At 59.5% G+C, this 24,725-nt stretch carries 28 protein-coding genes; 11 read left to right on the forward strand and 17 right to left on the reverse strand.

The features are described 5' to 3' along the window. Positions 1-31: 31 nt before the first annotated feature. From hpf to IE188_RS12740, 8 genes are all read right to left on the reverse strand, one after another. Positions 32-607 (reverse strand): ribosome hibernation-promoting factor, HPF/YfiA family, encoded by a 576-nt coding sequence (gene hpf, locus IE188_RS12705; protein WP_191286880.1) that lies wholly within the window; start codon positions 605-607, stop codon positions 32-34. Between the two features lie 246 nt (positions 608-853). Further along, complete coding sequence (gene lptB, locus IE188_RS12710) at positions 854-1,615, reverse strand: LPS export ABC transporter ATP-binding protein (protein ID WP_191286881.1); 762 nt, start codon at positions 1,613-1,615, stop codon at positions 854-856. Next, on the reverse strand, positions 1,615-2,112 hold the full coding sequence (locus tag IE188_RS12715; protein WP_191286882.1) for an LptA/OstA family protein: 498 nt from the start codon (positions 2,110-2,112) through the stop codon (positions 1,615-1,617). Before IE188_RS12715 ends, lptB begins: the two co-directional genes overlap by 1 nt. Then, a complete protein-coding gene (locus IE188_RS12720; RefSeq protein WP_191286883.1) occupies positions 2,109-2,732 on the reverse strand; it encodes an LPS export ABC transporter periplasmic protein LptC in 624 nt (207 codons plus the stop codon). Before IE188_RS12720 ends, IE188_RS12715 begins: the two co-directional genes overlap by 4 nt. A gap of 79 nt (positions 2,733-2,811) precedes the next feature. Then, positions 2,812-3,423, reverse strand: a complete 612-nt coding sequence (locus IE188_RS12725) for a ribonuclease D (RefSeq protein ID WP_191286884.1) — start codon at positions 3,421-3,423, stop codon at positions 2,812-2,814. Positions 3,424-3,488: 65 nt separating this feature from the next. Next, positions 3,489-4,358, reverse strand: coding sequence for a dimethyl sulfoxide reductase anchor subunit family protein (locus IE188_RS12730; protein ID WP_191286885.1), 870 nt, complete (start codon positions 4,356-4,358; stop codon positions 3,489-3,491). A 12-nt stretch (positions 4,359-4,370) separates the two neighbouring features. After that, entirely contained in the window at positions 4,371-5,102 is a 732-nt protein-coding gene (locus IE188_RS12735; protein WP_191286886.1) for a 4Fe-4S dicluster domain-containing protein, read from the reverse strand. After that, complete coding sequence (locus IE188_RS12740) at positions 5,102-7,927, reverse strand: molybdopterin oxidoreductase family protein (RefSeq protein WP_191286921.1); 2,826 nt, start codon at positions 7,925-7,927, stop codon at positions 5,102-5,104. The genes IE188_RS12735 and IE188_RS12740 overlap by 1 nt, the downstream gene beginning before the upstream one ends. A 222-nt stretch (positions 7,928-8,149) precedes the next feature. Between IE188_RS12740 and IE188_RS12745 the strand changes: the two genes are divergently transcribed. The 3 genes from IE188_RS12745 to lpxK all read left to right on the forward strand — a co-directional run bounded on the left by IE188_RS12745 (position 8,150) and on the right by lpxK (position 11,435). Next, positions 8,150-9,067 (forward strand): alpha/beta hydrolase, encoded by a 918-nt coding sequence (locus tag IE188_RS12745; RefSeq protein ID WP_191286887.1) that lies wholly within the window; start codon positions 8,150-8,152, stop codon positions 9,065-9,067. Positions 9,068-9,155: 88 nt separating this feature from the next. Beyond that, a complete protein-coding gene (locus IE188_RS12750; RefSeq protein WP_191286888.1) occupies positions 9,156-10,430 on the forward strand; it encodes a 3-deoxy-D-manno-octulosonic acid transferase in 1,275 nt (424 codons plus the stop codon). 9 nt (positions 10,431-10,439) lie between these two features. After that, positions 10,440-11,435: a tetraacyldisaccharide 4'-kinase gene (gene lpxK / locus IE188_RS12755; RefSeq protein WP_191286889.1), complete on the forward strand. Its 996-nt coding sequence runs from the start codon at positions 10,440-10,442 to the stop codon at positions 11,433-11,435. A gap of 24 nt (positions 11,436-11,459) precedes the next feature. On the opposite strand, the gene IE188_RS12760 is transcribed toward lpxK, so the two are convergent. Together IE188_RS12760 and IE188_RS12765 are read right to left on the reverse strand one after the other, a co-directional pair. Continuing rightward, complete coding sequence (locus IE188_RS12760) at positions 11,460-12,113, reverse strand: DsbA family protein (protein ID WP_191286890.1); 654 nt, start codon at positions 12,111-12,113, stop codon at positions 11,460-11,462. Between the two features lie 8 nt (positions 12,114-12,121). After that, a complete protein-coding gene (locus IE188_RS12765) occupies positions 12,122-12,643 on the reverse strand; it encodes a DUF721 domain-containing protein (protein ID WP_191286891.1) in 522 nt (173 codons plus the stop codon). An 81-nt stretch (positions 12,644-12,724) separates the two neighbouring features. Between IE188_RS12765 and mutY the strand changes: the two genes are divergently transcribed. Both mutY and IE188_RS12775 read left to right on the forward strand, forming a co-directional pair. After that, positions 12,725-13,765, forward strand: coding sequence for an A/G-specific adenine glycosylase (mutY, locus tag IE188_RS12770; protein WP_191286892.1), 1,041 nt, complete (start codon positions 12,725-12,727; stop codon positions 13,763-13,765). A gap of 52 nt (positions 13,766-13,817) precedes the next feature. Then, positions 13,818-14,957, forward strand: coding sequence for an alkane 1-monooxygenase (locus IE188_RS12775; RefSeq protein WP_191286893.1), 1,140 nt, complete (start codon positions 13,818-13,820; stop codon positions 14,955-14,957). On the opposite strand, the gene IE188_RS12780 is transcribed toward IE188_RS12775, so the two are convergent. The 4 genes from IE188_RS12780 to IE188_RS12795 all read right to left on the reverse strand — a co-directional run bounded on the left by IE188_RS12780 (position 14,954) and on the right by IE188_RS12795 (position 18,205). Then, the gene (locus tag IE188_RS12780; protein WP_191286894.1) at positions 14,954-15,577 is read right to left on the reverse strand and encodes a glutathione S-transferase; all 624 of its coding nucleotides are present in this window, start codon (positions 15,575-15,577) and stop codon (positions 14,954-14,956) included. The two genes, IE188_RS12775 and IE188_RS12780, sit on opposite strands and share 4 nt — an antisense overlap. A 174-nt stretch (positions 15,578-15,751) precedes the next feature. Then, positions 15,752-16,852 (reverse strand): site-specific DNA-methyltransferase, encoded by a 1,101-nt coding sequence (locus tag IE188_RS12785; RefSeq protein WP_191286895.1) that lies wholly within the window; start codon positions 16,850-16,852, stop codon positions 15,752-15,754. A gap of 112 nt (positions 16,853-16,964) precedes the next feature. Then, positions 16,965-17,603 carry a ribonuclease HII gene (locus IE188_RS12790; protein ID WP_191286896.1) on the reverse strand — a complete coding sequence of 213 codons (639 nt, stop codon included), beginning with the start codon at positions 17,601-17,603 and terminating at the stop codon, positions 16,965-16,967. A 116-nt stretch (positions 17,604-17,719) separates the two neighbouring features. Then, positions 17,720-18,205 (reverse strand): hypothetical protein, encoded by a 486-nt coding sequence (locus tag IE188_RS12795; RefSeq protein ID WP_191286897.1) that lies wholly within the window; start codon positions 18,203-18,205, stop codon positions 17,720-17,722. 156 nt (positions 18,206-18,361) lie between these two features. Here IE188_RS12795 and IE188_RS12800 point away from each other — a divergent pair, with 156 nt between their 5' ends. Next, on the forward strand, positions 18,362-18,646 hold the full coding sequence (locus tag IE188_RS12800; RefSeq protein WP_191286898.1) for a hypothetical protein: 285 nt from the start codon (positions 18,362-18,364) through the stop codon (positions 18,644-18,646). Further along, positions 18,618-19,322, forward strand: a complete 705-nt coding sequence (locus tag IE188_RS12805; RefSeq protein WP_191286899.1) for a winged helix-turn-helix domain-containing protein — start codon at positions 18,618-18,620, stop codon at positions 19,320-19,322. Before IE188_RS12800 ends, IE188_RS12805 begins: the two co-directional genes overlap by 29 nt. A 162-nt stretch (positions 19,323-19,484) precedes the next feature. Here the strand turns inward: IE188_RS12805 and IE188_RS12810 are convergent, their stop codons facing one another. After that, positions 19,485-19,664: a hypothetical protein gene (locus tag IE188_RS12810; RefSeq protein ID WP_191286900.1), complete on the reverse strand. Its 180-nt coding sequence runs from the start codon at positions 19,662-19,664 to the stop codon at positions 19,485-19,487. A gap of 90 nt (positions 19,665-19,754) precedes the next feature. Continuing rightward, complete coding sequence (locus IE188_RS12815; protein ID WP_308442454.1) at positions 19,755-20,066, reverse strand: DUF1127 domain-containing protein; 312 nt, start codon at positions 20,064-20,066, stop codon at positions 19,755-19,757. Positions 20,067-20,693: 627 nt separating this feature from the next. Here IE188_RS12815 and IE188_RS12820 point away from each other — a divergent pair. From IE188_RS12820 to IE188_RS16785, 4 genes are all read left to right on the forward strand, one after another. Next, positions 20,694-20,960, forward strand: coding sequence for a hypothetical protein (locus tag IE188_RS12820; protein WP_191286902.1), 267 nt, complete (start codon positions 20,694-20,696; stop codon positions 20,958-20,960). A 411-nt stretch (positions 20,961-21,371) separates the two neighbouring features. Continuing rightward, a complete protein-coding gene (locus IE188_RS12825; RefSeq protein WP_191286903.1) occupies positions 21,372-22,121 on the forward strand; it encodes a lysophospholipid acyltransferase family protein in 750 nt (249 codons plus the stop codon). A gap of 173 nt (positions 22,122-22,294) precedes the next feature. Then, a complete protein-coding gene (locus tag IE188_RS16780; protein WP_229836793.1) occupies positions 22,295-22,768 on the forward strand; it encodes a haloalkane dehalogenase in 474 nt (157 codons plus the stop codon). Positions 22,769-22,819: 51 nt separating this feature from the next. Further along, positions 22,820-23,188: an alpha/beta hydrolase family protein gene (locus tag IE188_RS16785; protein ID WP_229836795.1), complete on the forward strand. Its 369-nt coding sequence runs from the start codon at positions 22,820-22,822 to the stop codon at positions 23,186-23,188. 234 nt (positions 23,189-23,422) lie between these two features. On the opposite strand, the gene guaD is transcribed toward IE188_RS16785, so the two are convergent. Next, positions 23,423-24,724, reverse strand: a complete 1,302-nt coding sequence (gene guaD / locus IE188_RS12835; protein ID WP_191286904.1) for a guanine deaminase — start codon at positions 24,722-24,724, stop codon at positions 23,423-23,425. Position 24,725: the final 1 nt, after the last annotated feature.

Here is a 24,725-nt window from a genome sequence, read left to right on the forward strand (position 1 = left end):
AACTTTCCCCGCCCACCATCGGGCGGGAGGTTTACACTGCGTTTTTGGGGTCGATCCAGCCTACATTGCCGTCTTCACGGCGATAGACCACATTCATCCCCTCGGTTTTCTCGTTGCGGAAAACCAGAACGGGCGCATGTGCCAACTCCATCTGCATGACCGCTTCGCCAACGGAAAGAGATGGGATCTGAGTCTCCATCTCGGCGATGATCATGGGCTGGAGTGAGGCGTCGTCTGCTTCGTCCTGACCTTCTTCTGAGGCGAGGATATACGAGGCTCCGCCGAAAACTTCAACCGGGTCCACACGATCCTTGTGATGGTCCTTCAATCGACGCTTGTAGCGGCGCAGTTGCTTCTCCATTTTCTCGGCGCAATTGTCGAAGGCGGCGTAAATCTCGGTGGCGACACCCTTGGCCTGAGCGGTCAGGCCAGTGGACAGATGCACGATGGTTTCACACACGAATTCATGCGCGCTTTTGGAAAAGATCACCTGCGCACGTGTGGGGCGTTCGGCATATTTCTGAACCACCGCACCCAGTTCATCTTTCACGTGAACCTGAAGGGCATCACCGATGTCGATTTGCTTGCCACTGATTTGATATTGCATCCATACCTCCTATGGTCGTGCAGGCCTCAAGATGCCTAACCCCTTTCAGGGAAAGGCGAAATCCTATCTACTTTACATAGCGTTGCGTCTGTTTTGAACAACCTTGCCCGTCCAAATTTGTTTGGACGATCCGTCATGCAGATCCCGCGCGCAAGGGGGCGGGAACGTAGGATCAGGCGGTCTTTCATTATCTTCATTTGGCGACGAGTCGCGGGGGCTTGTCAACCACATCACATCGCCACCCTCCTATTTGATCGAGAAATTCTGACCCAGATAAACCCGTCGCACATTCTCGTCCCGGATCACCTCGTCGGTGGTTCCGCTCATCAGAACATGGCCGTCATGCAGGATATAGGCACGGTCCACGATCTCAAGCGTTTCGCGCACATTGTGATCGGTGATCAGGACGCCGATGCCACGATCCTTGAGGTCGTGAACCAGAGTTCGGATTTCGCCCACGGCGATCGGATCGACCCCGGCAAAGGGTTCGTCGAGCAAAAGATACTTCGGATTCGAGGCCAACAAGCGGGCGATTTCGACCCGGCGCCGCTCACCGCCCGACAGGGCCAGCGCAGGGGCGCGTCGCAGGTGACTGATCGAAAATTCGTTCAGCAGTTCTTCCAGCCGTTCGCGCCGCTTGTGGCGGTCCGGGGTCGAGATTTCCAGAATAGCCAGGATGTTGTCCTCGACCGACATGCCGCGGAAGATCGACATCTCTTGCGGCAGATAGCCGATGCCGTATTTCGCCCGCCGATACATCGGCAAAAGCGTCACGTCGCGCCCGTCGATCAGGACCTGCCCGGCCTCGGGCGTGATCAGCCCGGCGATGGCATAAAAGGTCGTCGTCTTGCCGCAGCCGTTCGGACCAAGCAGGGCCACGACCTCGCCCCGGTGAAGTTCAAGGTTCACCTCGCGGATCACCGGTTTCTTGCGATAGCTTTTGCGCAATCCGATGATGCGCAGACCGGCATCGCCGTTCTCGACGGTCAGATCGGGGGTCTCTGTCATCAATCCGCACCTGTCTGGATGATCGACTTCACACGCCCGTCCATCGTGCCGGTGCCCGACTGAAGGTTGACGGTCAATTTCTCCGAGGACAGCGCGTTTTGTCCCTGGGTCAGGATCACGTCGCCGGTCATCACGATCACGCCGCTGTCGATGGTGTAAATTGCTTCGCGCGCTTCGGCAGCTTCGGCGCCATTGACCAGTGTCACACCGTCGGATGCCAGAAGGCGCGAAATCTCGCCCGTTGTGTCGTCACCGGTGGCATATTCGACCCGGACCTTGCCGGCAGTCAGACGCATCGCGCCCTGGCCGATCTGGACATTCCCGCTGAACGTGGCCGACCCGTCGGATTGGTCGACTTGCAAAAGATCTGCGGATATTTCGACAGGAAGGCTGCTGTCATGTTTCAGACCCCCAAAGGCAACCTGGGCCTGCGCATGGGCCGCGATCGGCAATACGAGCGCAAGCAAACAGGCCGCGATGCGTGCAGATCTTGTCACTTGTATGTCCCCTCTGTCTTGGGATCGTATATCAGTTTTACACCCCCTTTGAAAACCAGAAGATAGGTATCGCTGCCCTCGCCTTCGCGGGTGATCTCGGCCTGTCCTGCGGTCAGATGCCCCATCGGGCCGTCCGCCTCGACCGGGCCAAGCGTTCTGGCCGAGGTTGCATCCAGCGCGGTCGACAGCCCGGAGGTCGCAATATGGTAGTTGGTCGAGGTGACGAGCGTAACACCCCCCGACAGGTCGACGACATTCGACTGGCCGTTGATCACCGCAGAGGACGCGTTGATGTCCACAGCGCCCCCGTCCGGCGTTTCGATCCGCGCGGCCAGCCCGTTGGCGTTAAACACGTTCGTCTGTTCAGGATTCGGCACCGCGCTTCTGGCCGAGAACGTGATTGCCGCGCCGTCTTCGGTGACACTGGAAAATCGCGGGCTGTCGATGCGCTGATCGCCGGTCAATTCGTCCAGATTGACGCGGGCATAGGTCAGGGATGTGGTCGGATCGATGGATTTCGAGATCAGAAACATCGTCGACAACAGCGCCAGCGCACTGACGGGCAGAAGCACTTTCAGCCACGCGATAAAGCGCGAATACGGGTTGTCGGGTCGAACCATGTGACCTCGGTTTCGTTATCCAAGTTGTTATCTAGTCATCAACCCGCCCGATCCAAGCCGCCGATGCGGATTGAGCCGGTCAATGCGAGAAAATGTCGATCTCGGGCCAGCCGGCCAGATCAAGTTGCGCGCGCATCGGCAGGAAATCGAAACAGGCCTGCGCCATCTCGCTCCGCCCTTCGCGGGCCAGACGCTGATCCAGCTCGTCGCGCAAGCGGTGCAGATACAGAACGTCCGATGCGGCATAGTCCAACTGTGCGGCGGTTAACTCTTCCGCGCCCCAATCGCTCATCTGTTGTTGTTTCGAGATATCGACCTTCAGAAGCTGCTCCAACAGGTTTTTCAGCCCGTGGCGGTCGGTATAGGTTCGCACTAGTTTCGACGCGATCTTGGTGCAATAGACAGGGGCGGTGACCACGCCAAAGGCGTTCAGCAGTGCGGCAATGTCGAAGCGACCGAAGTGAAACAGTTTCAACACGTTCGGGTCCGTCAGCATCTTTTCAAGGTTCGGCGCGCTGGTTTGACCCTTTTCGACCTGCACCAGATGTGCGTCGCCGTCACCCGATGACATCTGCACCACGCACAGCCGGTCGCGATGCGGGTTCAGCCCCATGGTTTCGCAATCAATTGCCACGATCGGCCCAAGGTCCAGCCCGTCGGGAAGGTCACGCTTGTAAAGATGGTTGGCCATATCCGCCCTCTTGCTTCGTTTCCCCCCTGATAGGCGCGAAGGGCGCGGGGTTCAATGAAAAGGGGTCACGCGCCGTGATACAGCCCCACCACATGCTCGGCTTCGGCGAAGAACAGCCAGCGCCCGATGACGACGCCCAGCAGGTGAAGGGCCAGCGCCACGAAGGCGGTGATATGGCCCGGAGGGGTGAGCAGAAGAATGGCGGCGGGCAGCGCCCCCGCAAGAGCGAGCGCGATCCACCGAAGTTTCTCGGCGTGCTTTCGACCAACGCGATACACCATCTCGTCCACAACATAGTTGCGGGCCGTGTGGCCGCTTTCCAGCATCCGCACGGCTCCCAGATGGGCCAACCCGGTGGCGTCGCCGGTCGTGCCGCGCGCCAGCGCGCGCCTGTCGCCCACCCGCCACGCGGCGAACAGGGCCAATGTCAACGCCAGCAGCAACCACCCCGCGATTTTCACCTCGCCCGCCAAGAGCGCCCCACCGCCCAGAGCATGTAGCAGGAACAGCACGGGCGTCAGCGGTTGGTTCCAGCGTGGAATGGTTTTGAGCTGGGTATAGATCATCGAAGTTGTGACCACGGTGATCAGCGCCAAAACAGAGCCTATTACACCCGAAATGACCATTTCCGCCCCAAGGAAGATGCGCGGCACCGCAATCAGCGCAAACAGAAACAGCGTCACGATCGCGGCAACACCTTCGCGGCTTAGCCAACTGGTGCGCCATTGGCTGAGCGCATAGATCGCGTTCTTCTTGTTCCCAAGGTGGAAGGTCGAGGCCAGCAAACCGGCACAGGACAACACATAAGCGATGAAGAAAAAGGCAAAGGCGCTGCCGCCCTGCACATCCGGCACGCCCAGACCCAGCCAGAAAAACAGGCCAAATCCCAGCCCGGACAGGGTGGTAAAGATGATGACGCTGGGGGCGGGATGCATCCGGTTCCTCCGTCAGAGCTTCTCAAGAGCTTTGTCAAGCCAGCCAAGAAAACCTTTCGGCTCGTCGGCGACGGCGGTCAGCGGGGCGGTGTCCAACGTGTCCTTGGGGCGCGGCGGCAGGTATTTGTTCACGGGTTTGGTGCCAAGGTCGGGCATCAGGTCATAGCCACCCCGTTTCGCCACCAGCTTCGACACATCGCTGTCGGGATCGCCCAGATCGCCAAAGTGCCGCGCGCCCGCTGGGCAGGTGCGCACACAGGCCGGCACACGATCTTCTTCCGGCAGGTTCTCGTTATAGATCCGATCAACGCAAAGGGTACATTTCTTCATGATGCCCGCCTCGCGATCCAGCTCGCGCGCGCCATAGGGGCAAGCCCAGGCGCACAGGCCGCAGCCGATGCACCGATCTTCGTTGACCAGCACAATCCCGTCCTCGGCCCGCTTGTAGCTCGCGCCGGTCGGGCAGACGGTCACGCAGGGCGCATCGTCGCAATGCAGGCAGGATCGCGGCATGTGAATGGTCTGTGCCGGGCGGCCTTCGGCCTGCGCCTCATAGGAAAACACGCGGTTTAGGAAGGTGCCGCCGGGGTCTGCGCCATAGGGGTCGGTGTCGGACAATGGCGCGCCATAGTGTTGCGTGTTCCACCCTTTGCAGGCGGTCACGCAGCCGTGGCACCCCACGCAGGTGTCCAGATCAATCACCAAACCCAGTTTCTTGTCGGTCTTGTCAGGCAGTGCCGTCATCAGATTTTTCTTGCCACAACATTTGGACCCTGCCCAACTGGCGAGGCGATCGGCGGATGCGCAGGCTGACTTTCCGCAGGTTTAGGCTCTGCTTTTTCGATTTTGACGCGCAGGTCAAACCACGCCGCCTGACCCGTCACAGGGTCTGAGTTCGCCCAGCGCAGCCCGTCCCCTTTGGGCGGCAGAAGCTCGTGAATGAGGTGGTTCAGAAGGAACCCTTCGGTCGCTTCAGGCGCATCCTTGTCAAGGGCCCACGCCCCCTTGCGCTTGCCGATGGCGTTCCATGTCCAGACGGTCTGGGGGTTCAGCGCCGCGTGATGGGCAACCGGAACGGTGATCGACCCGTGCGCGGACGTTACCGTGGCAAAGTCACCATCCTTGAACCCGTGTTCGATCCATATATCGGTGGGCAGATACAGGGCGTTCTTCCCTGTGATCTGCCGCAACCACGCGTTCTGCGAGCCCCATGAATGATACATATGCATTGGGCGCTGGGTCAGCGCGTGGATGGGGTATTCATCCGGGTCAACGCTCTGATCCTCGAATGGCGGATACCAGATCGGCAGCGGGTCCATGGTTTCCGCGATACGGGCGCGCAAATGATCGGGGGGCTGGATATCGCCATGACCCTCGGCGGCCAGTTGGAATTTCCGCATCGGCTCGACATAGAGGTTGAACACGTAAGGCGCCTCGGCATCGAAAATGCCGCGATCCACGGCCCATTCCTGATACGCCTTGTTCCAGGGCTTATAAAACCGTGCTTCGTCCGGAATATGGTCGATCCAGAAGCCTCCATTCTCGATATAACGGTCGATTTGGGACGGGTTAGGCTCGCCTCGCCCCCTGCCCTCGCCGTCTGTCCCGCGCCAGCCCGCCAGCGGGCCAACACCCGGACGGCGTTCGTGGTTCACCATATAATCGGCGTAATCCCTAAATTTCGGCGACCCGTCATCCGTGACGAATCCCGGCAGTCCCAGCTTCGCCCCCAGTTGGATCAACACCGTCTGAAACCCGCGCACATCGCGGTCGGGTTCGACCACAGGCCAGCGGATCGCATCGGCGGCGGCGTCGGCTTCGCAAATCGGGCGGTCCAGCAGGCTGATGCAATCGTGCCGTTCCAGATAGGTCGTGTCGGGCAGGATCAGGTCCGCATAGGCTACCATTTCCGAGCTGTAGGCGTCGGAGTAAATGATATGTGGAATGACATAGTCGCCAGCGTCGTCCGTATCGGTCAACATCCGTATCACCTCGGACGAGTTCATCGACGAATTCCACGCCATGTTCGCCATATACATGAACAGCGTGTCGATCTTGTAAGGATCGCCCGCGTGGGCGTTGGAAATCACCATATGCATTAACCCATGCGCCGACATCGGGTTTTCCCATGTGAACGCCTTGTCGATCCGTTTGGGCCGTCCGTCACCGTCCAAGAGCAGATGCTCCGGCCCCATCGGATAGCCCAGGTGCGGGCCGTCCAGCGGCTGGCCGGGGGTGACGCCCGCATGGGGTTTGGGGTGCGCCTCGGGCGGTTTGGGATAGGGCGGTTTGAACCGGAATCCGCCCGGGACTTCGACAGAACCAAGCAGGATTTGCAGCAAATGAAGCGCGCGGCAGGTCTGAAACCCGTTCGAGTGGGCCGAGATGCCGCGCATCGCGTGGAAGCTGACCGGCCGCCCGATCATCTTGTCGTGGGTCTGCCCCTTCCAGTCCGTCCAGGGCTGATCGAGCACGATCTCTTCTTCGAACGCCACGCGGGCCAGTTCGGCAGCGATTGACTTTATGCGATCGGCAGAGATGCCGGTGCGCTCAGCAACCCGGTCCGGGGCGTAATCGTCGGACAGATATCGTTCGGCCAGAAGCTGGAACACCGTGCGATGTGCCTGTCCGGCGTCGTGATAGCTGGCCGCCAGATTAGGCATCACGTCGGGCCTATCGTAATCCGCCAGTTGGCCTGTCGCGCGGCATATCACTTGAGGTTTGCCGTTTTCACCCCGCAGGAAAAGCCCTTTTTCCGGTGAGTTAGGCTCTTCATTTACGATAAAGCCTGCGTTGGTGTAGCGTGACAGATACCCCAGATCGACTTTTCCGGCGCGCAGCAATTCATGCACCAAGGCCAGGATGAACAACCCATCCGTGCCGGGCGTGATGCCGACCCACTCATCCGCAATGGCGTTATAGCCCGACCGGATCGGGTTGACGCCGATCACACGTACGCCCCGTTCCTTCAGCTTGCCCAACCCGATCTTGATCGGATTGGAGTCGTGGTCTTCCGCCACACCGAACAACATGAACAGCTTGGTGCGGTCCCAGTCGGGTTGCCCGAACTCCCAGAACGCACCGCCCATGGTATAGATGCCCGCCGCCGCCATGTTGACCGAACAGAACCCGCCATGTGCTGCATAGTTCGGCGTGCCATAGGCCTGCGCGAACCAGGATGTGAAGCTCTGGCTCTGGTCGCGCCCAGTGAAGAACGCCATACGGCTGGGGTCTGTCTGGCGCAACGGGGCAAGCCATCCGGCGGCGATCTCCAGCGCCTCGTCCCACGAGATTTCTTCAAACTCGCCCGAGCCACGCGGGCCGACCCGCTTCAACGGGGCGCGCAGTCGTGACGGCGCATAATGCTGCATGATTCCGGCCGACCCCTTGCCGCATAGCACGCCATTGTTCACCGGATGGTCGCGGTTGCCTTCGATATAGGCGACCTGCCCATCCTTCATGTGCACGTTGATCCCGCAACGGCAGGCGCACATATAGCAGGTGGTCTTGCGAATCTCATCGGACACGGGGGGCGATGTCTCGATCCTAAGGTGCTCCGGCTTTGTCATTTCGGTGAAGGCCCCGTTGCGCTGATTGGTCTTGCAAGACAGCTTATCGCGGTGACGCGGCATGTTCACCTTTTCCCTGCTGTTTCAATGACCCAATCAGCCTGCCCGACCTATCGGTAGGGCCAGATAGGGCTGGGTTTAGGTCCAGACTGGGTGGACGTGAGAACGCGCGATGCAACGCTTCAGTTGCCAGCCCGTCTGCGGGCGCATAGCGTTGGAGGTATGGATTATCACAACCTGATAGACGCCGAAATCTGGGCTTTTATTCGCGAAACCGAAAGCCACTATCCCGCGGAAACTGCCCAAGCCGACAGTGCGACGCAGCGCGCGATCTATGATCGGATGTGCCGCGCCTTCTTTGCGGGGTATCCCGAAGGGGTTCAGGTGAAGGATGGGTCTGCCGATGGTGTTCCCATCCGTGTGTATGAACCCACGGCACCGGGCGCGACCGTGGTTTACTTTCATGGGGGCGGGTTCGTCGTGGGCGGGCTGGACAGTCATGACGACATATGCGCCGAGATTTGCGCGCAGGCGCAGGTTCGGGTGGTCAGCGTTGATTATCGCCTTTGTCCTGAACATCCGCACCCGGCGGCGTTTGAGGATGCGCTGACTGCCACTCGATATGTGACCCTAACTTGGCCCGGAACGCATGTTTTGGCAGGTGACAGTGCGGGGGGAAACCTGGCCGCCGCGGTTGCGCATCACGAACGCGACACGCTTGATCTGGCGGGCCAGGTTTTGATCTATCCGGGGCTGGGCGGGGACAAGACGCAAGGGTCGTATCGCGATCACGCACACGCGCCGATGCTGACGTTGGCGGACGTCAACTTTTACGAAACCATGCGCTTTGGCGGCACCGCGCCAACGGATGATGTAACCGCCGCGCCACTTGCAGATACGGATTTCACCCGCCTTCCGCCAACGGTGATCTTCACTGCCGAATGCGATCCCCTGGCCGATGATGGGCGCATCTATCGCGATGCGATCCGTGCGGCGGGGGGCAAGGCGCGACGGGTGAACGAGGCCGGGCTGGTCCACGGCTATCTGCGGGCGCGCCACCGCGCCCGGTCTGCGCGCGACAGCTTTCAACGTATCGTGGCCGCAACAAAGATGCTTGCAGAACAACGGTGGTGCGACTGACCCTTTCCACATCTGCGATATTACCATACTCTGACGGCATAAAAAGGCGAGCGGACAACGCATCGCGGAATGAGGAAGTGCAGTAAGAATGCCACCCATCGGGATCTCTCTGTTCCGGGGCCTGCAAAACATGCAAGGCTCGGCGGGGCTCGAACGCCGTTTGCGGCGTGGTGTCGAAGACGGCAGCGAACACCCCACGCGCGGCGGCGAGCGGTTGGGGCGCGGATTGGCGGCCCGCCCGGACGGGGCGCTGGTCTGGATCCACCTGAAGAACGCGGATGGGTTGGAGAAAGTGCTGGGTCTGGTGCAGCAGTTCCAGGCGGACCATGAGGATCTGTCGGTTTTGATCACGACAACCCACCATGATGGCGCCCCGCCCGAGGGGCAGAGCTTCATCCATCAATATGCGCCCTATTCGGCCACCGCGCCTGTGACGGTGTTTCTGGATCACTGGCGCCCGGATATGCTTCTGTGGATGGATGACAAGCTGGATGTAACGCTGTTGCAAGCGGTATTCGACCGCAGGATTCCCGCCCATTGGGTCAACGCCCATGTTCCGAAAGAGGTGCAAAGCCAATGGCGCTGGCTGCCCGGATCCATAAAGTCTCTGATCAACGGATTCGACACTATTCTTGCGGAAAGTGACAGCGCGGCCCGTCAATTGCGCCGCTTCGGGGCGCTGGCTGACCGGGTCGTGACCTCGGGCCCTTTGCAGGTACAGGTCGTGCCGCCCGGTTGCAACATGGCCGAGCGGGATCAAATTGCGGCCTCTCTGGCAGCGCGGCCTGTCTGGCTTGCGTCAGGTGTCTGCGAGGTTGAGGAGCAGGCGCTGGTGGATGCCCACAAACAACTGGTGCGCAAATCTCACCGCCTGCTGCTGATCATCGAGCCGCGCGAGCCTGATCGTGGTGCCGCTCTGGCCGATACGCTGGAGGCTGACGGCTGGGGCGTGGCCTGCCGATCCCGAGATGAGGATCCGACTTCGGATATCCAGATTTTCATCGCCGACCAAGAGGGTGAATCCGGCCTGTGGATGCATCTTGCCCCGATCACTTATGCCGGTGGCAGCATGGGCGTCGGAACCGAGCTGAATCCGCTGCAACCGGCGGCGCTGGGCTCGGTCGTGCTGTTTGGCCCCAAGGTGAATGGGTTCTTCGAATCCTATCGGCGCCTTGAACGCGCCGGTGCGGCGACCAGAATTGACAATCAGACCAGCCTGACCAAAGCGGTGGAACATCTGCTGTCACCGGAAGAAGCCGCAAAAATGGCGATGGCCGCCTGGGACGTGACCACCAGCGGCGCCGAAATCACTGACCTGCTGCGCGACAAGTTGGCGGATGCGCTGGACCTGCGACAAGGCTAGGGGGGCGCGATGAAAACACCCCGCTTCTGGTTCACTCCCCCATCGCAACCCGATTGGCGGGCGCGCCTTCTGGCGCCGCTGGGCTGGGCCTATGCTGCTGGCACGGCCCGGCGCGTGGCGGCGGGTGACGGGTATCTTGCCCAAGCCCCCGTGATTTGCATCGGCAATATCAATGCAGGCGGAACAGGCAAAACACCCACCACAATCGCATTGGCCCAACGGCTGCTGGCACGGGGTTACGACGCCCATATCGTGTCCCGAGGACATAAAGGCACGGTTGAAGGCCCGATTCTGGTAAACGAACGAAACCACAGCGCCGCGGATGTGGGTGACGAGCCCTTGCTGATGGCCGCCTTTGCCAAGGTTTGGGTCGCGCGCGATCGGGCGGCGGGTGTGAAAGCCGCTGAAGCTGCCGGGGCGGATGTGATCCTGATGGATGACGGGTTTCAGAACCTTGCGGTTCAAAAAAGCCTGTCCATCGTGGTCGTCGATGCGGTGAAAGGCTTCGGCAATGCGCGCTGCATTCCCGCGGGGCCGCTGCGCGAGCCTGTTTCCGCGGGTTTGCGTCGGGCCGATCTGCTGTTGTCGATTGGTCCCGATGGGGCGCAGGCTCGGTTTTCACAGGCGTGGCGCGACACCATCCACTGCCCCCATGCCACGGGCCAGCTTGTGCCGCTTCCGACCGGGATGGACTGGGCCGGGATGAAGGTTCTGGCCTTCGCGGGGATCGGTTTGCCCGAGAAGTTTTTTGCAACTGTCAAGGCGCTGGGCGCCGACCTCGTTCGGGCCGAGGCGCTGGCAGACCATCAACCCCTGACTGATGCGCTGATGAAACGGTTGCAGATCGAGGCCGCTGCCCTGGGTGCCCAGCTTGTCACGACCGAGAAAGACGCCGTGCGCCTGCCGCCCGCGTTCAAGCGGCAGGTGCTGACCATTCCGGTGCGATTAGAGCTGTCGGACTGGACTTTGATAGACGCGGAGCTGCGGCGGATCGGGCTGGGTTAGGCTCTTTCAACCGCGCCCATGCGCTCAGCTTCCCAGTTTCTCGTCAATCAGCTTGGCAAATTCCTCATAGGACATGTTGGAATAGGTTTCGCCGTCGATCACGAAAGATGGGGTGGCGTTGATCTCGTCCGCCGTGGCGTTTTTCTGATAAGCGGCCACCATGCTTTGGGCCATCGCCTCGTCTTGCAGACAGGCGTCCATCTGTTCGTCATTCATGCCGGCAGTGCGGCCAAGCTTGCGCAGGTTGGCCAGAATGTTGCCGGGATCGCCGTCACCGATCCATTCTTCCTGACCGGCATAGATCAGGTTGGTCAGGCCGAAATACCGATCCTCGCCCCCACAGCGGGCGATCATGCCCGCCCAAAGACCGAAGCGATCAAAATACACCTCGCGGTGCACGAATTTGATCTTGCCGGTGTCGATATAGTTCTTCTTCAACTCCTTGAAGACCGTGTCGTGAAAATTGGCACAATGCGGGCAGGTGAAAGAGGCGTATTCGATCACCGTCACCGGAGCGTTTTCGTCGCCCATGACCATGTCCGGGGCCGGTTCGACATCGGCGTCTTGCGCCCCGGCAATCGAAACACCGGGAACCGAGCCGTTGTTCTGGCTCATATAGTAAACGCCGCCGCCAATCAGCAGAAGGGCCGCAAGCAGAAGGGGAAGAAATCGGGTCATGACAGGTCTCAGCCTCTTTCGTGTTTTTGTTTCGTCAGCACGTTTCGTGCCAGTGTTTCAAGGGCCGCACGCAGATTCGTGTCGCTGACATCGGATGTCACTTCGGCGGCACGCGCACAGGTTTGTTCGTCAAGCACAGGGGCCTTTTTGGGTGCCGGAGTGAACTGCGCCTGCCCTTCGGCAAAGCCCGTCGGGGCGGTCTGGGTGATCCTTACCCGCGCGATGGCGTTATATCCATAGACCGCGTTCACCTTTTCGCGCAGCTTCTCTTTTTGCATCTCAAGCATCGGGGCCTGCGCGCCGGTCGTCAGCACCGTAAGCGTGGCACCCATACCACCACGGGCATAGGACACCTCGACCGGTTTTGCGATGGCGGCGGTGGCGTCGCCCACGATCTCGGCCCAATGGGTCAACACACGCGACACCGCAAAACCGCGGGATTCGCCCGCCTTGCGAATGCGTTTCGTCAGAAGGGCCGAGGTTCGTTCAAACCCCTTCCGCCGACGCTGGTTGTTCTTAGGCTGATTCACGACTGGCACATCCCGGTTTTGCCCCTATTCTAGGTGGTTGAACCTGCTATGCCAGTACAAAGCACGGATAGGGGATAACACTTGTGTGACGCGCCGAAACCCGCCGATCTGTTGGCTTGGTATGATCGCCATGCCCGCGATCTTCCGTGGCGCGTGGCGCCTGCGGATCGCGTAGCGGGCGTGGTGCCCGACCCCTATGCCGTCTGGCTGTCTGAGATCATGTTGCAACAGACGACTGTTGCGGCGGTAAGAGACTATTTCACCCGATTCCTGACCCTTTGGCCAACCGTAGAGGCCTTGGCGGCCGCCGAGGACGATCGCGTCATGGGTGAATGGGCGGGGCTTGGATATTATGCCCGCGCCCGCAATCTGTTGAAATGCGCGCGGGCCGTGACGCAGATGGGCGGGTTCCCCACAACCCGCGCGGGGCTTGAGGAATTGCCGGGCATCGGCCCCTATACGTCGGCGGCCATTGCCGCGATTGCCTATGACCTGCCGGAAACCGTGGTGGACGGGAATGTCGAACGAGTGATGGCGCGAGTGTTTCAGATCGAGACGCCCTTGCCCGAGGCCAAGCCCGAGATGAAGGCCCGCGCCGCCAGCCTGACACCCGACGCGCGGCCCGGCGATTATGCGCAAGCGGTGATGGATCTGGGCGCCACGATCTGCACACCCAAGTCGCCTGCTTGCGGGATCTGTCCGTGGAACGGGCAGTGCCGGGCGCGCCGGGCAGGGGTGCAGGCCACGCTGCCCGCGCGCAAGCCGAAAACCCCCAAGCCCACGCGATACGGCATCGCCTATCTTGCGCGGCGTCCGGATGGAAGCTGGCTGGTCGAACGTCGCCCGGACAAGGGGCTATTGGGCGGCATGTTGGGCTGGCCCGGTGCCGAGTGGGGCGACCTTGCCGCCGAGGCGGCCCCAATGCCTGCTGACTGGGCCGATCCAGGTGTTGAAGTGCGCCACACGTTTACGCATTTTCATCTGCGGTTGGCGCTTCGCGTGGCCGAAGTTCCAGACAGTGCGCAGCCAAGGGTGGGCACGTTTCAGAAGATCCGGCCCAGCGACCTGCCAACAGTGATGCGCAAGGCCTTTGACGTTGCGAAAGCCGCCATGCCGGATTGAGCCATACGGGCCGCAAGGCTATATCTTTGGTTGGAACAGAAAGGACATCGCCATGGTTCCTGCGTCGACCGTTGCCCGGTTCCGAAATGCAGCACCCTTTGGGGTCTCGCTTCTGCTGCCGGTTCTGGTATGCATCGCCGCGTGGAAGGGCGGGTGGTATTTGATCTTGCCCCCGCTGGGGACTTGGTGGCTCTATGCTATGTTGGACGCCGCGATCGGGCGATATTCTGATAATGCAGACCCTGACACACCTGAAAATGATCTTTTTTGGTATCGTCTGATCACGCTGATCTGGTTCCCCATACAGGTCGTGATGATCTTCGGCATGATCTGGTATGTCACCGGCGCAAGCCACCTGTCCCTGGCCGAGAAGTTCGGAGTGTTTTTCGGTGTGGGTGTCCTGTCAGGGGCGGTCGGCATCGTCTATGCGCATGAGTTGATGCACCAAGCCAACCGGTTGGAACGTTGGCTGGCCGACCTGCTGCTGGCCATGGTGCTTTACAGCCATTTCCGAACCGAGCATTTGCTGGTTCACCATCCTTATGTCGGCACAACGCGCGACGCCGTGACCGCGCGATACAACGAAGGGTTTCACCGCTATTTCTTCCGCGTCATTCGGGAATCGCCGGTGTCGGCCTGGCGCGCCGAAAAGGCGATGCTGGCGCGGCGGGGGCTGTCTGTCTTGGATGGATCGAACCCGTTCTGGCGCTATGGCGCGTTGCAACTGACGTTCTGCATTCTGGCGGTTCTGATCGGCGGTTGGCTGGGTCTGGCGTTGTTTGCATTTCAGGCTCTGATTGCGATCTGGCAGTTGGAGCTGACAAACTATGTCGAACATTACGGCCTGACCCGCAAACATCTGGGTGACGGCAAATATGAACGCGTGATGCCCCGTCACAGCTGGAACGCAGACCACCGCGCGTCAAACTGGCTGTTGATCAACCTTCAACGCCATTCCGACCATCATTACAAACCCGCGCGGCGGTTTCCGTTGTTGCAGACCTTTCCCGATGACGAGGCACCGCAACTGCCCTTTGGTTATCCGGTGATGACGGTGGCGGCGATGATCCCGCCCGTCTGGCGACGCGTGATGAACCCGCGCGTCAGGGCGTGGCGCAAGCTGCATTACCCCGAGATCACCGATTGGAGCGCCTATAAGGCCGGCACCCTGCCGCCGCCGGGGCTGCGTTAAGGGAAGTGTGTGGGCGTGTCGCCCGCCTGCCATGGCGGATATTTCTGCATGACACGGGCCAGACGCTCGCTGGTCAGAAATGTCTCTAACCATGCGGAAACGCGCGGTGTTGCTTCGGTATCAAAGCGCGGTTTGTCGATCATCGCGAACTGGCGCACGAAGGGCAGGGTGGCGAGATCGGCCAGTGTCGGTCGTCTGCCATACAGCCAACCGTCAGCCAGTTGCGGCTCAAGCGCGGCCAGAATCTGCATGGCTTCGGCACGCGTTTCTTCGGGGTCGCTGTCGGGGTGGCGCACGGCATATTTCGTCAGATCAAGCGCGCGTTTGAACGGGCCGTCAAACAGCTCGACCAGATCACGCCCTTCATTGGGCATGTCGCACAACCCTTTGGGATCATTCTGCGCCAAGGCCCAACGCATGATGTCGAAGCTTTCGTCCAAAACGCCTTCGGCCGTCACCAGACACGGGACCGTTGCCGAGGGCGAGGCGTCAAGGAACGCCGTCGGCTTGTCGCGCAACAGGATCTCGCGCAGCTCGACCTGCACGCCGCTGCTGGCAATCGCCAGCCGTGCGCGGATCGCATAGGGGCAGCGTCGGAAGGAATAGAGGACAGGTATCATAGTCTGTTCCTGCCTGAAATGGGGCAGGGGGTGCAACCCATCGGCCAACGCAAAAAAGCCCCGCCCTTTGCAGGGCGGGGTCAGTCAAGTTGCGCCGTGGCGGGCGGGCCACAGGCACAGGCGGTACGCCGTGTTGCGGGCACTTGTCGTTGCGCCCTGCAAAATCCTTGAAAATCAGTTCATCTCTGCCCGGATCTGTTGGCGCAGAAGGTCAATCGGAACTTTCTTTCCGTCCTGGCGGAAATGCCAATAGGTCCAGCCATTGCAGCTTGGCGCGCTTTCCAATGCCGCGCCCACCTGGTGGATCGACCCGCGTGCTTCGCCGGAAATAAGGGTACCATCGGCGCGCACCTTGGCCGTCTTGCCGCGCGGGCTTGTCAGCACCTCGCCGGGGCGCAACATGCCGCGTTCGACCAGCTGGCCGAAGGGCACGCGCGGCTCGGCCCGCTTGGATGGGGTGGTGATCAGGGCTTCCTTGTCGAACTTGCGCACCTTGGCGATGCGTTTTTCCGCGACCTTGCGATAGGCCTCTTCCCGTTCGATCCCGATAAATTCGCGCCCCAGCATCTTGGCCACGGCCCCCGTGGTGCCGGTGCCGAAGAACGGGTCAAGGATCACATCGCCGGGGTTGGTCGACCCGACCAGAACACGGTGCAACAGGCTTTCCGGCTTCTGGGTCGGGTGAGCCTTGTCGCCGTTTTCGTCTTTCAGGCGTTCATGCCCGGTGCAGATCGGCAGAACCCAGTCGGACCGCATCTGGATACCTTCGTTCAGCGCCTTCAGGGCTTCATAGTTGAACGTGTATTTCGCACCTTCGGATTTCGAAGCCCAGATCATCGTCTCATGCGCGTTGGTGAACCGCTTGCCGCGGAAATTTGGCATCGGGTTCGACTTGCGCCACACCACGTCGTTCAGGATCCAGTAGCCCTGGTTCTGCAGTTCGGCGCCCATGCGAAAGACGTTGTGATACGAGCCGATGACCCAGATCGCGCCATTCGGTTTCAGGATGCGCCGTGCGGCTTTCAGCCAAGCGCGGGTGAATTGGTCATAGGCCTTGAAACTGTCGAACTGGTCCCAGTCATCGTCGACCGCATCAACCTTCGAATTGTCGGGGCGATGCAGCTCGCCTTTCAACTGCAAGTTATAGGGCGGGTCGGCAAAAATAAGATCGACCGAGCTTTCCGGCAGACTGTTCATCACCTCGATGCAGTCGCCATCAATAATCGTGTTCAGCGGCAATTCGACAGCCGCTTTTGTCGTGGTTTTCGTTTTCATTTCTGCCTCATGTACCCGGCGCTTGTTGCGCTTATCGGTGGCGCATTGGTGCGCTCGTTTTGATGAGATCAGAATGAGTCAAAGGCGATTCGCCGTCAAATTCTTTTTTGAATCAGTCACTTACATTTTCTTGTTGATACAAGATATTGTGCACCGGTTTGAACGAACGTCTATGGTGTGGGGTCACACCAAGATTTCGGAGCGCCAATCTGTGGCTTTTCGACGGGTAACCTGCGTTCGTCTCCCACCCATAGCCGGGAAACTGTTGCGCCAAATCCACCATGATCCGGTCGCGGGTGATTTTGGCGATGATCGAGGCGGCGGAAATCGACACCGAGCGCGCATCGCCTTTGACGATGGTCTCGGACGACAGGGTCAACCCGCGCGGTGTCATGTTGCCGTCGATCAACACGTGATCGGGCGGTATGGGCAGCCCCGCAATCGCACGTTCCATCGCCAGATGGCTGGCGCGCAGAATGTTGAATCTGTCAATCTCCTCGACCGTCGCGTGGGCGATGGAGACCTCGGCGCAGGACATGATGGCATCGAACAGGTCCTCGCGCCGCCGGGCGGTCAGGGCTTTGGAATCGTTCAGACCGTCGGGAATGCAAGTCGGGTTCAGCACCACCGCCGCCGCCGTGACAGGCCCGGCCAACGGCCCGCGCCCGACCTCGTCCACACCGGCAATCCGGGCAAGGCCGCGTGCCATCGCGGCAGTTTCAAAGCTGTAATCCGGAACGTGTCTGGTCATGCCCCTGCGTGGCCGATCCAACCTGCCCCTGCAAGCAAAAAAAGGCGGGAGGCGAACCTCCCGCAAGTTTCACGGCGTGCCAGGTTAGGGACGCCACGCCGCTGCTCGATGTTGGGTCAGTAATACCGCGACTGGCGATAGCCATGCTTACGCAAGCAACGCGGATAATAGACTTTGCGGGTCACATAGGTGCCCTGCTTGTTGCGCGCCACGATCGTGTCGCGACAGCTGCGCGGCAGCTTGGAATAGTATGAGAAGTTCCGCTTCATGCAGCGTTTGCTGAAGAATTTCCGCTTTCCGTCCTGCATCCGATAGGTGCGCAGACAATCTGAGGGAAGGATCAGGTGTCGCGGGACAGGTTTTCGGTGAACCTTTCTGGGTGGGTATTTTCGTTTGTACGTATCTTTGTTCGCTCCGTCATCGTCCGACAACAGAATACCCAGGGTTGCGAGGCCCAGCAGCAACCCAAGGATTGCGGTGGTATCGTCATGGTCGTTGCGCGATCCCCAGTCATTGGCGGAAACCGGGGCAACAGACAGCGCCAGCGCAAGCGTGGCGCTGAGCGCGAATTTCAAAGGCAAGATCGTCAGGCGGCGTGTCATCATGTGTCCTTTCGGCAAGGCATCCTTGGGGACGCGTGGAAGATGATCCAAGAATGCGGCCCCCCCGCCAGGCCAAGCAATAACGCCGCAGTGTTATCGCCTATCAACCGCTTTGATATTGATTAACCCACGGGCGCGCCGCATGGTTTGCACTTGATGAAACAGACACTCTTTGCCCTTGCGCTTTCCCTGTATGCCCTGCCGTCCCAGGCGGGGTGTTATGCGGATTACAAAGCGAAACAGGATGACCCGCTCAGGCTGCATTACGGCGTTGTTGAACTGCCGGATGCTGCGTGCAACAACCGACAGGCCGCCACGCGGCAGGTGCAGCAACGGCTGGAGGATCAGGGGTGGCACCTTCTGAAGATCCAGTCCATTTTTGACGAGTCGGGCCTGAAGGAAAGGAAAGAAAGTGCCGGAGAATTCTTCCTTCGCTTCTGACGCGCGGCGGGTGTCGAACCGGGTGGTCGTGGCAGGGATCGCCGCGATCGTCGCGATCCTGCTGGTCGCGGCCATCGTACTGTTCATGACCCTGCCCGACGCCAATGCCTTCAATGCGCGCGTCGAACAGATTTTTATCGAGAATGATGGCCTGACCTCGGGCGCTGAAATCAAGCTTCTGGAAATCCTTGCCCAATCCGGAACCGCCTTTGCGGACACGCTGACCAGCTATCGCATGGTGATCTTCGTGCTTCTGGTATTTGCCACCGCGCTGCTGATCGCGGCCCTGGTGTTTCTGTTGACGATCATCGGCCTGAACCGCCGCATGGGCGAGATCGAGCGCGCCGGCATTCAGGTCAACTCGCTTCTGATCAGCCGCGAGGAACGCACGGTTTACCTGAACAACATGGAATTTGCCCTGACCGAAGCGGCCATCGAAACGCTGTCGGCCCTGGCCGAGGCGCGGATGGATGAAGAAGTGCTTTCCGGGTCGGAACTGGAGGCCCTGATCTCGGGCCGCGACCCGGCCGATTGCGACGAAGCCGCCGGTGCCACCCGCATCAAACGCCTGCGTGATGCGCTGGGCAACCAGATGATCAGCGAACTTCTGGTCAAAACCATCGCGCGCCGCGGCTACATGCTGTCGATCGACAAGGATGTCATTCGGATGCTGTAAAGATCTGCTGTGGGTTGAAGCCGCGACATGTCAGAGGCTGGCACAGACCGGCCGTGACCAAGATCGCTGATGACCCAAGAACCGAAAGACGGTCGAGCGACTTTGGGGCCGCTTGACCGTTTGCGGTTTTACGCGATGGGCGCGTCAAAACATATTAGGTGCTCAGCGTGTGGCAGCCCGTTTCTGTTGCGCCTCGACAAACATGTTCCAAGCGACCAGCTGAGGGGGGACCGGTGGGATGAATGGGATCAGATTCTGATCCTTTTCACATACGGGATCGGCATCTTTATCCTCGAACAGTTCGGGGAACATTTCTTGAAGATCAGCTTTGCAAACCATCATGGCGGAAGCTCCTCTGTTGCGCGTGCAGTTGGGACGGGTTCAATGTGACGAGACCGGGATCAACAGGTCCCGTCACCAGTGTCTGCAGCGTCAGCACGCCCGCTGCATCGCAGCTTGTTCGGCAATCGTGTGAACGTCGTTTGACGCCAGGGGCTGCATCCCAAGCTCGCGATCATCAAAGGCATCGACGACGCGCTTGATGTCACTGCGCCGAAGGCCGATGTCGTCCAGGGTCCAATCATCCAAAGCCTGCAGCGCCGCGGTCATCTTGCGTCGTTTCCATTGCCTTATTACGGCCCTTCGCCAGCGGGAAAACAACGGTTCGGATGTTTCCTCCGAGGCCATGGTCAGATGCTGGTTGCGTTGATTCAAGTAGTTTCGGTGTGACAAAACGGGATGCATGTCGTTCTCCGGTAGTCTGAGTGTTGAGCTGGACACCACACGCAGAAAGCACCGAACAGATCTCTCCGTTCGCTGCGGCGTTGGTGCCTGTACATGTCATGTGATCAGGTTGATCAGATTTCCCCGAGGCAGAGCGCGACACAACAGTCCGCCCCACCCGGGGCTACCGGCGGTTCAGTAGAGTTCCTGCGAAGTGCAGTACCTTCTTATGTAAATCGCGCATCATCATGTGATTGATATGGACCTTCGCCATCGCATCTTCAAGCCACCCCCGGCCTCTGCGACCTTCCGACGCGAGTTTCCGCTGATCAAACCATAAAAGTTGACCGGAAAGGTATAATATGTCGGTCCGTGGTCCGTATTGACCAGCCTGCTGACAGGTGTCAATCAGCCCGACCCAATGCCGAAGTTTGTTTTCAACCAACAGCAGCAACCGCGACCGAAACGGGTACGGTCGGAGGCTGTCAGAAGAACCGGAAATGCGCGCAAGCTTTGTCTGGCTTTCTTGAAGGTCTTCGACGGCAATCGAACAAACGAGTAAGCCCGCGTCTGAGATGCGGGTTTGCAAGGTGTTCGGATCGTGAGGTGAGAAGCTATCCGGTCAGGGTTTCGACGAAAGGATGATCTTTGCAGTATTTCGTCTCGAACCCGCAATGGGTGATCGGAGCCGCGGTTCGCCTGTGCTTTCGCCTCCCAAGTGTCGATGAAGTGGTTGATCATTGGGGATCTTACACCTGCGACCCGTGCCGCGCTGATCGCACCGATGGTAGGCTTGATGATCAGTCCCCAGCGAAAGGCACCGGCAACGACGAGGCGATGATAGAAGTCTACGGTGCAAGTGCTCCCGTTCACCTCGATCCCAGCCATGATGGCCTGAAGGTGGTTGTTTTTTGAGCTGGAGCAGTCACTGCGGTTATTGAACTCTTCCTACTTTCGAGCTTTTTTCGGGAACCCTGTTTCCAGCGGAAATGAGATGATGGTCGATCATTGAATACAAGCTTGGCTGGACGATATTTTCATCTGTGGCGGAGGCGAAGTCTACGGCCCGTGTTCCAAGCGGGGCGAAGCGCGCGAATGGCGGGCAGGTTTGGTTTTTCCATGACTGATCCTCCGATCCGCCATGCCCCCAAGACGACAACCCAACGTTGACCGGAGCACTTTTTCACAAGATGCTGCATCCGCCCCAGCGGCAGCAGTGAGCCCGCTGCAGACCAACGACGATCGCATGCTGCATTGTAGAAAGCGGCAGATTTGCATCTTACCGAAAGCTGGCCGAGACTAAGAAGGTCAACAGCGTTCGGGCAGATGGAACATATTGCGAAGAATATTGGGAAAATTTGGCGCGGCGGACGTGCATCGCTTCGCTTTCTGGCGGCTGCGCCAATCGTAAATGCGCAGGTCGCGCTCAGGGCAAAAGACCGCGAAGACGCGCGTGATATGTTCGCCCGGCATTTCCGTCGATTTCTCGACACTTGTCAGGCCAGCGTGTCCCTTGATGGCGAATTTCCCGAACCGGGGAAAGGCTGCATCCTTTGCTATAATGAGACGTCCTTTGTTGATGTCGCGGCTTATTGTGTCTCGATGTGGCCATATGTCGACCGTGCTGCGGCGGCTGATCTCTACGCGTATTTTCCTTTCGCCCGAGCAGCCTGTCGGAAAGCCGCGATCGAGATGGTCCCAAGGGGAAACCGCGAAGCCACCGATCAATTGCTGGAACGCATGGTCTTAGCAGCAAGACAGGGCGAGAGAGTGGCTTGGGGCGGCGAGGGGCGACTGTCGGGAAAGGACGGCGTTGGTCGCTTCAAAATCGGCGCCAATCTCATTGCGATCAGAGCTCAGGTGCCTGTGATCCCAGTGGTTTTTCAAGGAGGGCATCACGCTATGCCACTCGGTACAGTCCGTGCGCGACCGGGCGAAGTCCGCATACGTTTTTGCAAGCCTGTGCCGACCGCGGGCTATGTCGAGGCTGATGCACGCGAATTTGCCGACAGATTGCAGAAAGAATTTGTTCGTATCTATCATCAACTGGCAGAGAAACGGCCGGCTCTCTCGTAGCGCTTTCGATCCAGATACCCCCAAATTTGCACGTTGCTTCCCACAGCGTCTTATTCGCATGAAGCCCGGAACAGGTCGGCTAAGAGCTGAGTTTGTGCTATGCTTTCCCGCGATCATTGATGTTTCTACTGGAAAGCCTCACAGCCTCTTGCTGGATAGGCAAAGGACACCCTATGGAATATCTGCGAACCCCAGACGACCGGTTCCAGAATCTGGCTGATTTTGATTTTGCCCCCAATTACCTGAATGTAGGTGCCGGGTTGCGGATGCACTATCTTGATGAAGGTCCGCCAAATGCACATCCAGTTCTCGTCATGCATGGCGAGCCAACTTGGTGTTATCTATACCGCCACATGATCCCGTCCTTCACCCAAGCGGGCCACCGCGTGGTGGCGCCTGATCTCATCGGTTTCGGCCGGTCGGACAAGCCCGTAGCGCGTGAAGACTATACCTATCAGCGTCATTTGGACTGGATGACCGATTGTGTCACCCAATTGGATCTTCGCGAAATCACGCTGGTCTGCCAAGACTGGGGCGGATTGATCGGTCTGCGGCTTGTCGCGCACATGCCCAACCGTTTCGCGCGGCTGGTGATCGCCAACACCGCATTGCCCACGGGCGACCATCCGCTTGGCGCGGCCTTTTAAAGCTGGCGCGACTATTCCCAGAGCGTAGAGGACTTCAATGCGGGCCGCATCGTGCGCGGCGGAACCGTATCGAAGCTCTCAGATGCCGAGGTCGCAGCTTACAATGCACCGTTTCCGGATGCGCGATATCAAGCAGGAGCACGCCAATTTCCGCTGCTGGTACCAGACGATCCTGATGACCCGGCGTCGGGTCCCAACAGGGCAGCATGGGAGATCCTCAGCACCTTGCCGATCCCGGCGCTAACGGTCTTTGGCGCGGAAGACAAGATCATGGCCGGGGGCGAAAGAATTTTCCAGAAATGCCTTCCAGGCGCCAAAGGGCAACGTCATCGCATTCTGCAAAACGCTGGCCATTTTCTGCAAGAAGATGTGCCCGTTGACCTTGCGCAGGCCACGCTCGAGTTCATCGCCGCTACTTAACTTTTAAAACAAGGGGGCGACGGCCAGTGGGGTGGGTCCCGTGGCCGTGAACGCCTTGTTCATCGCGATTGTCGCCAACGACGTCTTTACGCCGACTATCCCGCGAAACGCGATCGGCTGACCAGCGTGGTCGGTGAAGGGATGCACATTGGCGTGCCTTGGACCTTTTTAGTTCAGAAACTACTACATTGAAGTGAACGTCGGCATCCGCGTTGCCCAATCGGATCACCGAAATCAGTTCTTCTCATTCTTCTGTGGCACACCGGCGACATATGTCTGCGCGATTGCGCGGTCGTCGCCCATCATTTGCACTACGAACAACTCGTCGGAAAGACTGTCAGCGCGATCCATTCGCAATCTCATGGCCGGTGTCGCACGCGCATTGATCACAGTGATGTCAGCTTCGGTTCCGGGGTCAAGGGAACCGATCTTGTCGGCCATTCCAAGAACCTCCGCATTTCCGCGCGTGATCCAGTGAAAGGCGCGCAAGGTATGCAGTTTCTGATCCTGGAGTTGCAGGATCTTGTATCCTTCGTTCAGGGCTTGCAGCATGGAGTAGCTGGTACCGGCGCCGATATCCGTGGCGATACCGCTCTGGATGCCGCGGGCGCGCAGGCCCGCATCATCAAACAGGCCACTGCCAAGAAACAGGTTGGATGTGGGGCAGAACACCGGATGGGCACCGGTTTCCGCCATCGCGCCGATCTCGCGATCCCTCAGGTGTATGGCATGGCCCAACATGGTGCGTGGGCCAAGCAGCCCGTGCCGCTCGTAGACATCAAGATAGTCGCGGGCTTGAGGATACAGTTCTGCCGTGTAAGCAATTTCATCGTGGTTCTCAGACAGGTGGGTTTGAACGTAGCAATCGGGGTGCTCGGAGACCAATGCGCCTGACATCTCAAGTTGCTCGGGCGTGGAAGTGATCGCAAAACGGGGCGTGATCGCGTACGAGGCGCGCCCCTTACCGTGCCATCTTTCAATAAGTGCTTTGCTTTCGTCATATCCTGACTGCGCGGTGTCCAACACGGTCTCAGGTGCATTGCGGTCCATCATGGTCTTGCCAGCAATCATCCGCATGCCGCGATCATTGGCTTCCGAGAACAAGGCTTCGGCAGATGATGCATGAACGGAGCAGAACGCCACAGCCGTTGTGGTGCCGTGGTCGGTCAGAAGGCTACAAAAGCGGCCCGCCATCGCGCGGGCATGCTGGGCATCTGCGTATTCCGCCTCGGCGGGAAAGGTGTACCCGTTCAACCAGTCAAGCAATTGACTGCCCCAACTGGCCACGATCTGGACCTGTGGGAAGTGAATGTGCATGTCGATGAACCCGGCCATCAAAAGATGAGGACGATGGTCAACAAGCGTCGCGCCGTGGGCATCGGCTGCGACCTTGTCATATGTGCCCGTGGCGGCGATCATGCCGCCGCGCATCAACACGGCGCCGTCTTCGATGTAGGTGTAGGCGTCTGTGTCATCCGGCCCGGTTGGTTCATGATGGAATGTGATGACACGACCGCGAAGCAGGGTGTTCGTCATG

The organism is Aliiroseovarius zhejiangensis (assembly GCF_014656375.1).
Classification (GTDB): domain Bacteria; phylum Pseudomonadota; class Alphaproteobacteria; order Rhodobacterales; family Rhodobacteraceae; genus Aliiroseovarius; species Aliiroseovarius zhejiangensis.